The organism is Thermus caldilimi, assembly GCF_004684245.1.
GTDB lineage: Bacteria > Deinococcota > Deinococci > Deinococcales > Thermaceae > Thermus > Thermus caldilimi.
In genome coordinates this window covers 428,735-443,246 of record NZ_CP038452.1, presented here as the reverse complement: position 1 = coordinate 443,246, position 14,512 = coordinate 428,735, and the positions used below count along the sequence as shown (strand labels likewise).

Annotated in this window: 17 protein-coding genes and 1 riboswitch; of the genes, 8 read left to right on the top strand and 9 right to left on the bottom strand. The window is 64.2% G+C overall.

What is annotated here, in order from left to right; all coding sequences use genetic code 11:
* The 8 genes from EBI04_RS02165 to EBI04_RS02140 form a co-directional block, all read right to left on the bottom strand.
* Positions 1 to 609, bottom strand: coding sequence for a hypothetical protein (locus EBI04_RS02165; protein ID WP_135255847.1), 609 nt, complete (start codon positions 607 to 609; stop codon positions 1 to 3).
* 5 nt (positions 610 to 614) lie between these two features.
* Positions 615 to 1,730 (bottom strand): MFS transporter, encoded by a 1,116-nt coding sequence (locus EBI04_RS02160; protein ID WP_135255846.1) that lies wholly within the window; start codon positions 1,728 to 1,730, stop codon positions 615 to 617.
* Positions 1,727 to 2,062, bottom strand: coding sequence for a DUF190 domain-containing protein (locus EBI04_RS02155; RefSeq protein ID WP_038071658.1), 336 nt, complete (start codon positions 2,060 to 2,062; stop codon positions 1,727 to 1,729). Before EBI04_RS02155 ends, EBI04_RS02160 begins: the two co-directional genes overlap by 4 nt.
* 4 nt (positions 2,063 to 2,066) lie before the next feature.
* Entirely contained in the window at positions 2,067 to 2,243 is a 177-nt protein-coding gene (locus tag EBI04_RS13115; protein WP_158305228.1) for a hypothetical protein, read from the bottom strand.
* Positions 2,244 to 2,338: 95 nt separating this feature from the next.
* A complete protein-coding gene (locus tag EBI04_RS13110) occupies positions 2,339 to 2,740 on the bottom strand; it encodes a hypothetical protein (RefSeq protein ID WP_167481836.1) in 402 nt (133 codons plus the stop codon).
* A complete protein-coding gene (locus tag EBI04_RS02150; protein WP_015716996.1) occupies positions 2,740 to 3,159 on the bottom strand; it encodes a universal stress protein in 420 nt (139 codons plus the stop codon). Before EBI04_RS02150 ends, EBI04_RS13110 begins: the two co-directional genes overlap by 1 nt.
* 32 nt (positions 3,160 to 3,191) lie before the next feature.
* Positions 3,192 to 4,361, bottom strand: coding sequence for a cation:proton antiporter (locus EBI04_RS02145; protein WP_015716995.1), 1,170 nt, complete (start codon positions 4,359 to 4,361; stop codon positions 3,192 to 3,194).
* A 43-nt stretch (positions 4,362 to 4,404) separates the two neighbouring features.
* Positions 4,405 to 4,467: riboswitch (Fluoride riboswitch) on the bottom strand.
* A gap of 107 nt (positions 4,468 to 4,574) precedes the next feature.
* Entirely contained in the window at positions 4,575 to 6,713 is a 2,139-nt protein-coding gene (locus tag EBI04_RS02140; protein ID WP_135255845.1) for an alpha-amylase family glycosyl hydrolase, read from the bottom strand.
* A gap of 90 nt (positions 6,714 to 6,803) precedes the next feature.
* Between EBI04_RS02140 and EBI04_RS02135 the strand changes: the two genes are divergently transcribed.
* The 8 genes from EBI04_RS02135 (at position 6,804) to EBI04_RS02100 (ending at position 13,342) form a co-directional block, all read left to right on the top strand.
* Positions 6,804 to 7,490 (top strand): gamma-glutamyl-gamma-aminobutyrate hydrolase family protein, encoded by a 687-nt coding sequence (locus EBI04_RS02135; RefSeq protein ID WP_135255844.1) that lies wholly within the window; start codon positions 6,804 to 6,806, stop codon positions 7,488 to 7,490.
* A gap of 75 nt (positions 7,491 to 7,565) precedes the next feature.
* Positions 7,566 to 9,002, top strand: coding sequence for a DUF5666 domain-containing protein (locus EBI04_RS02130; RefSeq protein WP_135255843.1), 1,437 nt, complete (start codon positions 7,566 to 7,568; stop codon positions 9,000 to 9,002).
* A 92-nt stretch (positions 9,003 to 9,094) separates the two neighbouring features.
* Positions 9,095 to 9,613 carry a YceI family protein gene (locus EBI04_RS02125; protein WP_135255842.1) on the top strand — a complete coding sequence of 173 codons (519 nt, stop codon included), beginning with the start codon at positions 9,095 to 9,097 and terminating at the stop codon, positions 9,611 to 9,613.
* Positions 9,610 to 10,401, top strand: a complete 792-nt coding sequence (locus EBI04_RS02120) for a cytochrome c3 family protein (protein ID WP_135255841.1) — start codon at positions 9,610 to 9,612, stop codon at positions 10,399 to 10,401. The genes EBI04_RS02125 and EBI04_RS02120 overlap by 4 nt, the downstream gene beginning before the upstream one ends.
* An 11-nt stretch (positions 10,402 to 10,412) precedes the next feature.
* Entirely contained in the window at positions 10,413 to 10,853 is a 441-nt protein-coding gene (locus tag EBI04_RS02115; protein WP_135255840.1) for a hypothetical protein, read from the top strand.
* Entirely contained in the window at positions 10,850 to 11,506 is a 657-nt protein-coding gene (locus EBI04_RS02110; protein WP_135255839.1) for a response regulator transcription factor, read from the top strand. Before EBI04_RS02115 ends, EBI04_RS02110 begins: the two co-directional genes overlap by 4 nt.
* Positions 11,503 to 12,804 (top strand): HAMP domain-containing sensor histidine kinase, encoded by a 1,302-nt coding sequence (locus EBI04_RS02105; protein ID WP_135255838.1) that lies wholly within the window; start codon positions 11,503 to 11,505, stop codon positions 12,802 to 12,804. Before EBI04_RS02110 ends, EBI04_RS02105 begins: the two co-directional genes overlap by 4 nt.
* Positions 12,779 to 13,342 carry a hypothetical protein gene (locus EBI04_RS02100; protein ID WP_135255837.1) on the top strand — a complete coding sequence of 188 codons (564 nt, stop codon included), beginning with the start codon at positions 12,779 to 12,781 and terminating at the stop codon, positions 13,340 to 13,342. The genes EBI04_RS02105 and EBI04_RS02100 overlap by 26 nt, the downstream gene beginning before the upstream one ends.
* 5 nt (positions 13,343 to 13,347) lie before the next feature.
* Here EBI04_RS02100 and lysA read toward each other — a convergent pair whose 3' ends face one another.
* Positions 13,348 to 14,511: a diaminopimelate decarboxylase gene (gene lysA / locus EBI04_RS02095; protein WP_135255836.1), complete on the bottom strand. Its 1,164-nt coding sequence runs from the start codon at positions 14,509 to 14,511 to the stop codon at positions 13,348 to 13,350.
* Between the last annotated feature and the right edge of the window lies 1 nt (position 14,512).

The following is a 14,512-nucleotide window of genomic DNA, read 5'->3' as shown; positions in this document are numbered from 1 at the left end:
CTAATTGGCCCCCGCCCAAGAGGAGAGGGCCTTGGCCAGGAGCTGACGGAGTTCCTGAAGATGCTCGGGGAACCCGGCAAGGGCTTCCCCGGGCCGCTCCGCCCTCCGGATTTCCTCCCCTAGGATCCGCTCCACAGCTGCCAGGATGCCGACAAGGCGCAGACGGAGAAAGCGCTCCGGATCAAACCCCTGCGGCCCATCCAGGGAGCGCTTGGCCAGCGTTTCCGCTTCGTAGAGTTCCCTGACCTCCACCCCCAGGCGCCGCCCCACCTCCATCAGATCCAAAAAGGCCTGGAGCACAGCCTGCTCCTTCGGGGGTTCGCCCGGAGCCAAGCGGGCTAAAAGGGCCAGAGCCCCTCCCAGCTCGGCGCGCAGGCCAAAGAGGTGGAACTCCAACACCTGACGGTCCGTTTGGCACTTGAAGAGTTCGTAACGCAACACCGCGTTTTCCTTCAAGGCGGGCGCCGCTTCCTGGCTTAGACGATCGTTTTGCGAGCGCAGAAAGGCGATTTCCTCCTGCGCTTTGGCCAGGCTGGCCCTGAGTTCCTCCACCATGCGGTCGCTTTCCGCATCCTTGGGTTTCGGACGATTCCGGCTGAAAAACCCCATGGTCTCTACCTCCGTATGCGAGCCAGAAGGGCAAGGAGGGCAAGGAGGGCAAAGACCTCGCTGCCGCCTACGAAGGCCATCGCACGAACCGGCGAGGTCTCGTAAAGGAAACCCATGGCCACGCTTCCCAAGAACCAGGCAAAGCCGAAGGCCGTGTCGAAAACCCCGTAGGCAAAGGCCGAACCCCCTAGGTGGCCCACCCCGGCCCGCAGGACGCTTTCCTGCAGCCCCAGAGCCCCTCCCCAAAGGAAGCTGCCCGTCCACCAAAGGGCCGGGTTATTCCCCAGGAGGAGGGGGGCTGCGAGGGCGAAAAGGGGAGCAAAGAACAAGCTTCTTAGGCCCAAGCGGTCAAAAGCCAGGCCACCCAGGAGGGCAAAAAGGGCATCCGCACCCATGGCTAAAGCGTAGAAAAGGGGGATATGTACCGGCCCGGCCCCCAGCTTTTCCAGATGAAAGGCCAGAAGCTGAAAGTGCACGAATCCCAAGGCGAAGAGAGCGCTGTAAAGCGGGTAAAGGGAAAAGCCCGAGGGCAGGGGCTGGACCTGAAGGACCCTCTCCTCCTGGAGCTCGAGGCCGCGCGCCCGAAGGAGGAAGCCTAAGGCCAGGAGGGCGGGAAGAAGAAGGAAGGCAAAACCGAGACGGTAGCCTCCCAGGGCTACCCCCAAGGCCACCAGCAAGGGGCCCAGAAAGGCACCTATCTGGTCCACCGTCTCGTGCAGGCCAAAGACCCTACCGTGACCCACCTCCTTCCCGGCCCTAGCCAGAAGGGCATCGCGGGCAGGAGTGCGCAGACCTTTCCCGAGGCGTTCCAGAAAAAGAAGCAGGCCCGCCCCCACAGGACCTTGGGCCAAGGCCAGAGCCGGCACCGAGAGCAGGTTCACCCCGTAGCCCAGGTAGAGAAGGGGCCAGTGAAACCGAAACCGGTCTGCAAGCCCTCCGGAAACCAAGCGCACCAAGTAGCCTAGAAATTCCCCAAACCCGGCAACAAAGCCTACCAGGGCTGCAGAGGAGCCGAGGGTTTCCAGGAAGGCTCCAGCAATACTGCGCCCTCCCTCGTAGGTAAGATCAGCAAAAAGGCTCACCAAGCCGATGGCCACCACGAAACGCCAGGCGGGGTTCATCTCGCCTCCGGCGAAGATCTGATCACCTCCACCCGCTCCAGGGTGGCCAAGCCCTCCGCCAGCATCCCCTTCAGGACGTTCAGGAAGAAGAGGATCTTCTCCTGCGTATCCACTACCTCCACCATAACCGGCAAGTCCTCGGAACGAATAAATCTAGCGCTGTGGATGCGGGAGTGGACCCCGTATCCCAGAAACCCCTTAAAGGCTGTGGCTCCCGCCAGACCCCGATTCCTGGCTTCTAGGATTATAGCCTGGTAAAGGGGCCGACCCTCGTAGCGATCCGATTCACTCACAAAGATCCTCAAGAGCACGGCTTCCTCATGCCCCCGCATGCTTTCACCCAGCCCGTTCATATAGTCGGCGAAGCTCCGCCCTTTGCTCTTTGCCTAACGGCAAACCTTCCAGGGCCCCGAGAAGCCCCTGAAGGTCGTACTGTACACGGTAAAGTTGCGCACGCCCCTCCTCGTAAAGGACAAAGCTGGCCCTGGGATCCCCGTCCATGGGTTCATCCACGGACCTACGCAGAACTTCCAGCACCTGGGGAAGTGGCTGGGGGTGTGGGGACAGGAAAAGTGGGGTACGGTGGAGGTCTTCGGGCCCCACCAAGACTAGCCTTTGGACCACGGCCACCTCCTTCTTCGGGAGTCGGTTTTCGGGGGCACCAAGGGAGGATACCGGGGCTCCTCGCCCTTAAGCACCCGGCGGTAGCGGTCTTGGAGGGAGCGGAGGTCGCGGATCCATGCCTCCTCCGGGGCCCGGGGGAACCAGTAGGGGCAGGGGCAAAGGCACCTCCAGTCCGCCACCGCAGGTTCCCTGGCCCAGGTGAAGGTGAAACGGCAGGCGAATAGAGCCGTTCCTTCCATGCGGAAGGGAACCAGGTACAGGCACGCCTGTGGATGGGCCAAGGCCTCGGGAATCGGGCAACGCTGGCAGTCCTCCGGGGTGATGGGTCGGTCCTCTTCGGCGCTACAGCGGCCCTCCTGACGGTAGGGGCAGGGAGGCAGTTCCATCAGTGCACCACCATCACGGCAGAGGGGGCGTAGCGCAACACCCTCTCCGAGACCGAGCCCAGCATCCAGCGCTGGACCGGGGTTAGGCCCCGCCGCCCCAGTACGATGAGGTCGAAGCCTTCCTCTTCCGCCACCCGCACCAGGGTCTCCGCCGGATGCCCCACCTGGCTTCGGGTTCTCAGGACCACCCCCCGCCGTGCGGCCTCGCGCTGGGCAAAGCGAAAGGCCTCGGCCAAGGGCCCTTTGGCCTCCTCCAGTACCCCTTCCAGCTCGATCCCCAGCTCTGCGAACTCCGGTGGCCGGACCACCGCCAACGCCAATACCTCCCCCCGGAAGGCCTGGGCCAGCTCCAGGGCAGCGATTAAGGCCTTTTTAGCAGGCTCCGATCCATCGTATCCTACCAAAATCCTACGAAACATGCTTTCTCACCTCCTCTTCCCTCAGCCCCAACCTATCCTTCATTCCGCACCTCCTCGAGGCCAATCCGCGCTGCCTGAATGTGATGGTGGGGCAGGAAGAAGCGGTTGGCGATCCAGGTGGGCACCACGGCGCTGGCGATGACCGCAGCCACCAGCAGGGAATACTGGTCTTCACTGATGATTCCATGGGTTAACCCGTAAAGGCTGCTGATGGTGCCGAAGGTGAGCCCTGTGGACATGAGGAGGGTGGTGTAGGCGGCATCCCTTCTCCGGTAGCGAAAGACCAGGGTGATGGGATAGACCCCAAGAACCTTGCTTACCATCTTGGTCAGCAACAAAACGAAAAAACCCCCCAGGCCGAGCAGGAGGGCGGGAAGGCTCACCAGGCTACCCGCCCTGATGAAATAGAAGGGCGTGAGAAGCCCCAAGGTAAGGGTACGCAGGCGGCGGATCAACGCGTGGTCCTTGCCCACACTCCCGGCCAAAACCATACCCACCAGGTAGGCGGGAAGCACCGCCTCCGAGCCGCTCCAGGCAGCTAAGGCCCCCAGGGCGAAGAGGGCGAAGAGGAGAAACTTGGCCTCCAGTTCATGGGTGCTGCCGCCGTAGCGAGCGAACAGCCATGGGGTAGCCCGGATGAGCAGGTACAACCCTACCCCAAGGCCTAGGGCAAACACCCAGGTGGCCGTCCCAAAGGGGGCGAATAGGAGGCCCAAGGCCAGAACCGTCCCCAGGTCGTTGACGAAACAAGCGGCTAAAATCACCTTGCCAAAGGGAGTCTGGTTCAGCCCCAGCTCCAGCATCACCGCATAGACCACGGCCACGCTGGTGGTGGACAGGGCCACACCAGCAAGCCAGCTGGCCCGGGGATCCCAGCCCAGGAGGGCATGGGCCACGAAGGCTGACCCAAGAAACGGGGCAAAGAAGCCCGCGAGCCCTATGGCAAAGGCCTCCTTCCAGCTTCGCTTCAGGGTTTCCGGATCCAGCTCAGCCCCAGCCAGAAAGGTGAGGACAACGCTTCCCACCCCTGCCAGAAAGGTTACCCAGGATGCCATGGTGTGAAGGGCCTCCTTGCCTATAAGGGCTCCTGCGGCTACCCCCACCAGGATCTCCGTTAGGGCCACGGAGACCCGGAACCAGATGGAAAGCAGGGCCGCCACCACCGCCAAGCCCATCCAGATTGCCGCCGCACTCCAGTCCATGGGGTTTCCTCCTTTCCGGGGTAGGAGAAAAGGCCCCTACCCCTTCTGGGTAGGAGCCATCAGCCCGGCTGGGCGGTTTCAGGCGGGCCCCATCGCCTCGAGGACATTATACGGAGGCGAGGCTGAAAGCAAGGTGAAGGAAAGCGAAGAGCCCATACCCCGTGGCAAGACCTACGTTCAGCCGCCCTGGCCAACGGGCTACCGCCAAACCCCCTACCGCCCCAGGTGGACCAGGTACCGGAAGCCCAGGGGGGGCAGGCTCACTTCCTTCCGGTAGGTGCGCCCCTCGAGGGGATCCCGCCAGCCCCCAGGAGGCAAGGGCAAGGTGGCGGCCTCCACCCCGTTATTGAAGGCGGCAAGCACCTCCCCTTCTCCAGGCTCACCCCGGAAGAAGGCCAGAAGATGGCCCTCTCCGAAGTAGGTCCGGAACACGGCGCTCCTGAGGGCCGCAAGCTCCCGGCGCAGCCCCGCCAGCTCCTGGTAAAAGCCCAGGGTTTCCCCATGGCATTTCTCCCACTGGAAGGGATACCGGTTGAGCTCGTGAGGGGGGTCGGCCGGCCTTTCCCCGGTGAAACCGCACTCATCCCCCTGGAAGGTTACGGGGAGGCCGGGAAGGGCGTAGAGCATGGCCGCCGCAAGCCGCTGCCGGGCCCTGGCTTCCGGGCTGGGAAGGTCCTTCAGGCCCCCGCCCCCAAGCTCGGTAAGGAGGCGGGCCGTATCGTGGGAGGTGATCAAGTTGAAGCCCATCCCGGCCACCGCCTCCGGGTAAAGGGCGTAAACCCGGGCTAGGTCCGCCAAGGCTCGGCGGGCGTTGTACAGGGCTAGGCTTCCCCCCTTAGCAAAGCGGAGGAGGATATCCCGGCCGATGGCGTAGTTCATCAGGGAGTCAAACTCATCCCCCCGAAGCCAGCTAGGATCCCTCTGCCAGATCTCCGCCACCAGGTAGGCGTCGGGCTTGATGGCCTTCAGTTCAGCCCGCATTTCCTTAAAGAAAGCGTGAGGATTTAGCACATCCCCGGGCACATCCACCCGCACCCCGTCAAAGCCGAAGCGTACCCAGTATTTGGCCACCTCGATCAGGTAGCGCTTCACCCCGGGGTTTGCGGTGTTCAGCTTGGGCAGGCTCCCTAACCCCCACCATCCCTCGTAGGCCGATCCGTCACCCGGCACAAAGGGCCACCGCTTGATGAAGTACCAGTTCCAGTAAGGGGAACGGGGACCCCTCTTTACCACATCCTGAAAAGCCCAAAAGCCCAGGCCAGTGTGGTTGGGGACGAAGTCAAAGATCACCCGCATGTCGAGGCGGTGGGCCTCGTCCAGCAGCTTGCGCAAGAGGGATTTGTCGCCGAACTTGGGGGAAACCTTGAGGTAGTCGTGGGTGTCGTAGCCGTGGGCCGACCCGGAATCAAAGATGGGATTCAGGTAGAGGACGCTAACCCCCAGGGCCTTCAGGTAAGGAAGCTTGGCCAGCACCCCGGCAAGATCCCCCCCGAAGTACTGGTGGCAGCAGTGCAGGGGCGAGGGGGGATCGCCCCAGCGGGAAAGATGGGGCTTGGGCCCAGAGGAGCGCTGCCACACCTGGTTAAAGCGGTACTCGTCGGTTTCCAGGGCCAGGGCATCGTTGCTGGAATCCCCGTTGTAGAAGCGCTCGGGGAAGATCTGATAACCCACCCCCTCGCCCACCCAGGCCACCTCGGCGAAGGGCCTTTCGGGAGGGTTAAAGGGGCCGAACACCTCCTCCTTGCCATCCTGGGTCCGCACCAGGATGCGGTAGGCTCCCACGCCTCCAGGTAAGGTCCCACGCCAAACCTCGCTTCCCGGAAAACTCAGCTGCAGGTGCATGGGGAGCCTCTTTCCCTGCACCTCCACCCAGGCGGCCGCCACTGCCCCCTCCCCTGCCCGGAAGCGCACGGAAAGCTTGCCGTCGGCATGGGACACATACTGGGCGTCCAACGGATCATGGGTGAAGTCCAGGGCCACAGGCCCCGCAGGAGGGGTGGGGGCTACCGGGGCCTGGACCACGATCACGGCATTCTGACCCCCAAAGCCATCGTCCACACACCCTGCCGCCTTCGGGTCCACCATGGGCGTGCCGAAGGTGGGATCGTTGCACATGTCCCTGGGCCACTGGCCGTTGATGAAGAACTTGTACTGGTGCTCCCCTGGATCCAGGTCCACGGTTACCGCCCAGGACCCGTCCTCCTTCTGCATGGGGGTTTCCCCCCAGCTGTTGAAGGAGCCCCGGAGGCTTACCGAGCGCACCTCGAGGCCCGAAGGAGGTGTGTAGCGGAAGGTCACCGGGACCGCCAGGGCCAGGCTAAGCCATACCCACACCGCCAGGATTCTTCCCATATTGCCTCCTTTGCCTACCCGCATAGAAGCGCTTCCATCATACTGCCTCCACCCCGGCAGGCAACCCTCCACCTGGCATAGCATGAAGCCATGCGCTTCATCGGTGTCGCCACCCAGTACCGCATGGCCGAGGGCCTCCTGGCGAAAAGATTCTGGGGCCTTTTAGAGTTCTATCTGGAAGCCCTCTCCTCCCAGGGCCTGGCCTATGTGCTCCTTCCACCCCAGGGCCCGGAAGCCTTGGAAAGAATCCTTCCCCACCTGGATGGGCTCCTTCTTCCCGGAGGGGGCGACGTGGACCCGGATCGCTACAGGGAGGAACCCCATCCAAGGCTGGGCGAGGTCAGCCCCGAGCGGGACGAACACGAGCTCTTCCTGGCCCGCTACGCGGCGGAGAAGGGGCTTCCCACCCTGGGGATATGCCGGGGAATCCAGGTGATGAACGTGGCCATGGGGGGAACCCTTTACCAGGACCTCGAGGCCCAGGGCTTCCGGGAGATCCAGCACACCGAAAAAAGTCCCCCTCCTGCCCTGGCCCACGGGATGAAGCTGGTGGCCGAAAGCCCCCTCGCCCGCCTCTTCCCCCCTAGCTTCCGGGTGAACTCCTACCACCACCAGGGGATCAAGGACCTGGGAGAGGGCTTAAAGCCCATCGCCCTGGCCCCGGACGGCCTGGTGGAGGCGGTAGCCCTGGATGGGCATCCCCTTTTCCTGGGGGTCCAGTGGCACCCGGAGCTAATCAAGGAGCACTGGCCTCTTTTTGGCCTTCTGAAGGTCTAGGCCCAGGTGGGTGGGGTACCGGGCGTTTACGCTCCGTTTACGGGGATGGGTTAGGGTGGCTACCGGAGGTGAACCATGGCTAAGGAGGTGCGCTTTTCGCGGCTGGTCTGGCTGGCGCTGGGCCTAGCCATCCTGGCGTCCTGCCAGATGAACCCCTCGGGGTCCATTCCCCAGGCAGTCCAGGTGGCGGGGGTGGTGGGGGGCACGGAAACCAAGCCCACCCTTCTGGGCAAGCCCTTGGACCTGCAAGGAACATCCCTGACCAAGGAGGGGGAACCCTATGGCGGCTCGGTCCTGCCGGGTATGGTGGTGGTGGCTCAGGGCACTGACCAGGGAAACACCCTCCGCCTCCAGAGCCTCGAGGTGCAGGTAGAACTCAAAGGCCCCATCGCTGCCCTGGACGTGAACGCCGGAACCCTCACGGTCCTTGGCCAACAGGTCCTCACCGATGCCAACACCCGGATTTATGAAAAGGTGGGGGGTTCCTACCGCACCCTGCTCCTTTCCGATCTCGCAATAGGAGATGTGGTGGAGGTCCAGGGAACCGCTACAGAAAGCGGCATCCTCGCCACTTATATTGAACGCCACCCCAGGGGAAACAACGAGGTGGAGCTGGAAGGCCGGGCCACCAACCTGGATGAGCCGGCCAAGCACTTCACCCTGAACGGCTACACGGTGGACTACGGCCAAGCCCATGTGGTGGGAACCCCCAGGGAGGGGGTGTGGGTGGAGGTGAAGGGAACCCTTTCCGGTACCCTCATTCAGGCTACAAAGGTGGTGTTCAAGACCTCGGGGAACAACCAGTTCGGAGCCTCGAGGCGGGTGGAGCTGGAAGGACCCATCCTCGGGCTGGATCCCACCCAAAAAACCTTCCAGCTCCTTGGCTACACCGTGGACTATAGCGCCGCCAACGTAGTGGGCACCTTGGTTGACGGGGCCTACGTGGAGGCCAAGGGCCAGGTGGATGCCAACGACCCTACCCTCTTCCACGCCCAGCTGGTGAAGGTAAAGTACCCCAAGAGCTACCCGGCCAGGGCGGAGGCCAAGGGAACGGTAAGCGCCATAGATCACCAGGGCAATACCTTCTCCCTGGGGAGCCTTGGCTTCTACGTGGACGCCACCACCGTCCTCAAACGCGATGACCCCGACGGCCCCATCGCCTTCGCCGACATCCAGGTGGGGGACTACGTGGAGGTGCAGTACGACCCCACCCGGACCAATGCCGACATGCGCTACTATGCCGTCAAGGTGGAGGTGAAAACCAACCAGGACGGCGAGGGGATGGAGGAGTGGGAGGGCCCAGTTTCCCACCTGGATGCCACCAGTTACACCTTCCAGCTACTGGGATACACCGTGACCACCACAGAGGCTACCCGCTTTGAGTGGCGCAACCAAACCTATAGCCGGGCGGACTTCTTCACCCTCTTGCAGAACGGAGACCGCGTGGAGGTAAAAGGGACTCTTTCCGGAACCACCATCGCCGCAGAGAAGGTGGAGCTTAAGGGCCGCTAGGCATAAGGACCTGGGGGCGGGGCTCAAGGCCCCGCCCCTTGCTTACGACCCGTTTACGCTTTCCTTCTAACCTCGAGGTGGGAGGTAAGGCAATGTTGCGGGGAATAGCGCTTCTTTTCCTCCTGGGATGGGCCGCGGCCGCCACCTACCAGGTGAGCGGGGAGACCCTCTACGAGGCCCGGGCTCCCCTGGGGGCTTTCCGTGGGGTCAACCCTACCCTCGAGGGGCAGGTGGTTTTTGAGCCTACCAAAGGATTCCTACAGGGACGGGTCTGCCTGGATCTTTCCGCCTGGGATTCCAAAGAACCCTTGAGGGATCGGCATACCCGGGAGATGTTCCAGGTGGACCGGTACCCCCGGGCCTGCCTGAACATTCAGGGCTTTGATCCTGGTCAGAGCCTGGTCCAGGGTACCCTGAGCCTTCACGGCGTGGAGCGCAAGGTAGCGGTTCCCGTCCGCTACACTTTGGAACAAGGGGGGCAAACCCTGCGCTTTGAGGCCGAGTTTGAGCTCCTCCTCAGCGACTATGGGCTCAAGGCCCCCAGCTTCATGGGCATGCGGGTTCAGGACCGGGTGGTGGTGCGGGTCAAGGGCCAGGGGGTGGCAAGGTGAAGCGGCTCTGGCTCCTTCTCCTTTTGGGCTTGGCCCTGGCCAGCGAGGGAGAGCGCTACCTCTATGTGCGCTGGGACGCGGAGAGGGGCCAGGCCTTCCTCTCCGATGGCTCTCCCCTTCCCCCTGGCCTTGCGGTGGTGCCTGGACAGTACGTGGAGCTGGAGCATGGACGGATCAAGCCCAAGAGGCAGTGGCAGCCACCCCAGGACCTGGTCAAGGTCTACCTGCCCCGGGAGGTGGGCCGCGTGGTCTTCAGCCACGAACGCCACTTCGCGGCCCTGGGGGCCAAGGGAAGCACCTGCGAAACCTGCCACACCGTCCTGGACGAGAACAAGGTATGGAAGAGCAGGGCCCAGGTCCCAGCCCTCGAGCCCCACGGGGCTACCTCCCTAGGGCGGTTCTGCGCCACCTGCCACGACGGTAAGACCCAGCCCGTCGCCATACGGGGAAGCCAAAGCTCCCTTAAGGACCCCATCTTCACCGCATGGGGCCGCAAGGCCGACGCCTCCTGCTCCCAGTGCCACGCTCCCAAAAGCCACGGCCGGGACTTCACCTCAAGCCACGGAGAGTGGGCCGAGGAAGAAGGGGCCAGGGAGTGTGCCACCTGCCACCGGGGAGCTTCAAGCCTTTCGTCCCAAGAGGCCCTGAAGGTCCAGGCCTTCCAGCGGGCCCAGCTGGCCCTGATCCAAAACCCGGAGGACGAAAAGGCCTTTAACGTCACCCTGCCCCCCAACTTCTGCGCCTACTGCCACGGGCTGGACGGAAAAGCCTGGGGCAAGCGAGACTAGGGAGGAAGGTCATGGGCGAAGTGCTGCAAAAGCGATTTCCCGATATGGTGGCCCTTTTCACCGGCTTGGGTTTCCTCACCGTCTTAGCGGAGCTGGTTCTGATGGACCACAGGGAGGGTATCCGCATCCTGGCACCCTTGGCCGCCGGGCTGGGAGCAGGGGCCATCCTCCTCGGCCTCGGGTTCCCAAGAGGAAGGGTTTGGGCCACGGGGCTTCTCCTCCTGGTGGGGGGCATGGGGCTTTTGGGCCTGGTAGAGCACATGCAGGAAGCCCTGGAGGCCTCTTCCCCCTCCGTGGTCCGGCTGGTGGACGAGGAGGGGTGGGAATATCCCGCCTACCCCGGGCCTTTGAGGGAAGGGGAAAAGGAAGGCTCTCCCCCACCCCTAGCCCCCCTAGCCTTGAGTGGGCTTGGGCTTCTTGGAGCCTTAGCCCTTCATGCCCGGAAGCCATGAGGATCTTGGTGGTGGAAGACGAGCCAGGCATTCTGGAGCCCATCCTGGCCCTCTTGCGGCGGGAGCGGTACGAGGCCCTCGGGGCCAGGAACCTGGAGGAAGCCTGGAGCCTCTTGGCCGAGGGGGAACCCGATGTCCTCATCCTGGACATCATGCTGCCCGAGGGGGAGGACGCGGGCTTCCGCTTCGCCGAGGCCCTGCGCCAAGGGGGCTTCCGCGGGGGCATCCTATTCCTCACCGCCAGGGATGCCCTCGAGGACCGAATCCATGGCCTAGAATTGGGCGGGGACGACTACCTGGTAAAACCCTTCCACCTGGAGGAGCTCCTGGCCCGAATCAAGGCCCTCGCCCGAAGGCATGCCGACTTCAAGGGGCGTATCCTGCGAAGGGGTTCCCTCGAGGTGGACCTGGTGGCCAGGCGGGTGATCCTGGGTGGGAGGGAGGTGGCCCTTTCCCCCAAGGCCTTCGCCCTCCTGGAGCTTCTGGCGCAACACCCCGACAGAACTTTTAGCCGCGAGGAACTCCTCGAGCGCCTCTTCCCGGGAGCCGAAACGGATGCGGTGCTCCGGGTGTACGTGCAAAAGCTCCGTCAAAGCCTCGCCCCCTGGGTGGTGGAACGGGTACCCGGGGGCTACCGCCTGGGGAAGCCATGAGCCTTAGGGCGCGCTTAGCCTATGCCTTCTTCCTTCTGGCCGCCGCCATCGGCCTCCTCTCCCTCCTGCTGGGGTACCTGGTCTTCCGCAACCTGGTGGAGCGGGACATCGCCTTGGATCTCTCGGAGGTCACGGGGCGGGTCCTGAAAGCCTTGGAAATCACCGAAACAGGCCCCAGGCTCAGGCAGGGGGATGTCTTCCTGGGAACCCACTACGTCTTCGGCTTCCGTCTTTCCCGGGATGGAGTGCCCGTTCTGGAAGGAGGTTTCGCCCCCAAGGAAGGAGAGGCCTGGCGCACGGCCAAGGTCCCCTGGAAGGAGTACGTGCTGGAGGTCCACCTCCGGGTTGAGGAGTACCGGCGAGCCCTTGGCACCTATCTCAGGGCAAGCCTGAGCCTCCTCTTGCCCCTGCTGCTCCTAGCCGCCCTCCTCGGGTCCTACTTCGCCGGGGTTCTTTCCAGGCCTCTCCAGGAGCTGGCCCAAGCGGTGGAAAGCCTCTCTGCCCTGCGCTTTCCCAAGCCCCTGGCCCCGGTCCGGGAGCGGGAACTCGCCCGGGTCATCCATAGCTTCAACCGCCTGGTGGAAGCGGTGCGGGGAGCGCTGGAACGGGAAAGGCTCCTCACCCGCTACGCATCCCACGAGCTCCGCAGCCCCCTGGCGGTGCTCCGGAGCCAGGTGGAGGCACTCAAGGGAGGCCTTCTTCCCCTGGAACAGGTCCTGCCCCACCTGGAAGGCGCCTTGGCCCGCATGGAAAGGACCCTCGAGGGACTCCTGGCCTTGAGCCGGGCGGAGGGGGACCTGGAGGTGGACCTGCTTCCCCTGGAGCTTACGGGGTTCCTGAGGGACTACCTGAAAGGTCAGGCGGGAGTGCGGTTTCGGCGCCTTCCCTCCAAGGAAGGCGGCCCAGCGCCAGGCCAGATGGACCCAGGACCTGCCGAGCAAGCCTGGATTCTAGCCCATCCCCTTCTGCTGGAAAGGATGCTGGATAACCTCTTGGAAAACGCCCTTCGCCACGGGGCACCCCCGGTGGAGATCGGGCTTGGTGGGGGAAAGGAGGAGGTGGTCATAGAGGTGAGGGATCATGGGCCCGGAGTCACGGAAGAAGCCCTGCCCCACCTGACCCGGCCCTTTTTCCGGGAGCGTAAAGAGCGCGAAGGGCTGGGCCTGGGCTTGGCCTTGGTGGAGCAAGGGGTGAAGCGGCTGGGCGGGAAGCTGGAACTGGAAAATGCCCGCCCGGGCTTACGGGTACGCTTGAGGCTTCCGAGGTGGCGCGGTGAAGCGGCGAACCTTTCTCGTTAAGCTCCTCCTCCTGGCCGTGGCCTTCTTGGCCCCGGCGTGGGGAGAAGAGGAGAAGGAAGGGGAGAAAAAGAAGGGCGAGGAGGGGAAAAAGCGTAGGGACGAGGCCAAGGAGGAGAACCGGCCCGCCCTCCGTTACTACGGCCAGGTGGAGGGGGTTGAGGAGGACACCCTATGGGTTGGCGGCCGGGCCCTGCGGGTGCGCACCCCCCTTCTCCCCTACTTGGCTCCTGGCATGGTGGTGGAGGTGGGCCCGGAAGGCCTCGCCGTGTTGAGCCCGGCCACCTGGGCCTACTACCAGGGTCCTGGAGACCTGGTGGGCCTGGGCCAGGGACCGGTGCGGGCCTGGTGGGGGGAGGGCGGAGTACTCTGGCGGGTTCTGCCCGGGTACAGCGGACAGGCCTCGCTGGTGGCCCGGTACCAGCAAGGAACCTGGCAAGCGGTGCCCAAGGGCCTCAGCCTCCCCCGCCCTCCGCAGGAGGGATGGTGGCTTTTAGCCCTGGAGGGCAAAACAGGAAAGTTGATTCGGCGGCTGGGGTGAACGGGCTAAGCCTCCTCCCCCTCCAAAAGCCGCTCCCAGGGCTCCCGTGTCCGAAGCACCTCCCACCCCGCCCCGGTCCAAAGGAGCTCCAAGGGCCTTGGAGTGTCCAGGTAGGTAAGGCTCATGCTGGCCCCGTAGGCTCCAGCCTCGAGGATAGCCAAGGCTTCCCCCTCCTGGGGCACGGGCAGGCGCACCTCCCGGGCCAGGATGTCGCCTGCCTCGCAGGCGGGACCCGCCAGGTCAAAAATCCCTTCCTCCCGGCCTTCTCGAGGGTAAAGGGGCAGGATGGGGTGGCGGGCCCCATAAAGGGCAGGCCGGATGAGACTGGTCATCCCGGCATCCAGGAGCACATACCGCCTGCGGGTTTCCTTCAGGCCCACCACCCTGGACACCAGGACCCCTGCCTCGGCCACCAGGTACCTTCCCGGCTCCAGCCAGACCTGGGCCCCATAAAGCCGGGCCAGGCTCTTCAGGGGTTCTTGGAGAGCCTCCAGGGGGAGGTCCAAGCCGAAGCCCCCTCCCAGGTTCAAGACCGCCACCGGCCCCACCTGGGGATAAAGAGCATCGAGGACCCCGTAGCCTTCCAGGAAATCCTCCACCCGGCTCAAGGCCGAACCCAGGTGCAGATGGAGGCCCAAAAAGGTTAACCCCTTTTCCCGGATAGTTCTCACCAGCCCCGGCACCGCCTCCGGCAACACCCCAAACTGGCTTTCCCCCCTGCCCGTGGCCAGGTGCCCGTGGGTGTTCACCGGGAGGTCCGGGTTCACCCGCAACAACACCCTGGCCCCGGGAAGGTACCGGGCCACCCGCCCCACATCCCCTTCGGAGTCCAGGACCACAAGGGGTTCCCGCCCCTTCAGGGTGGTAAGGGCCTCCGGGGTCTTAACCGGGCCGTTCCACACCACCTGGTCCGGGCCAAAGCCCGACCGGTAGGCCCGGAGCACCTCCCCCAGGGAAACCGCCTCGGCCCCGAGGCCAAGGGCCCTGAGGCGCCGAAGAAGCCCAAGACGGGGGTTGGCCTTCAGTGCGTAGAAAAAACGGGCAAAGGGGAAGGCCTCCCTCAGGCGCGCCAGCTGGGCCCGGACCCGCCCCCAGTCGTAGGCGTAAAAGGGCGTGGGATACCGATCCAGGGCTTCCAGCAAGGCTCTTTGAAAGGTTGGATCCAGCATG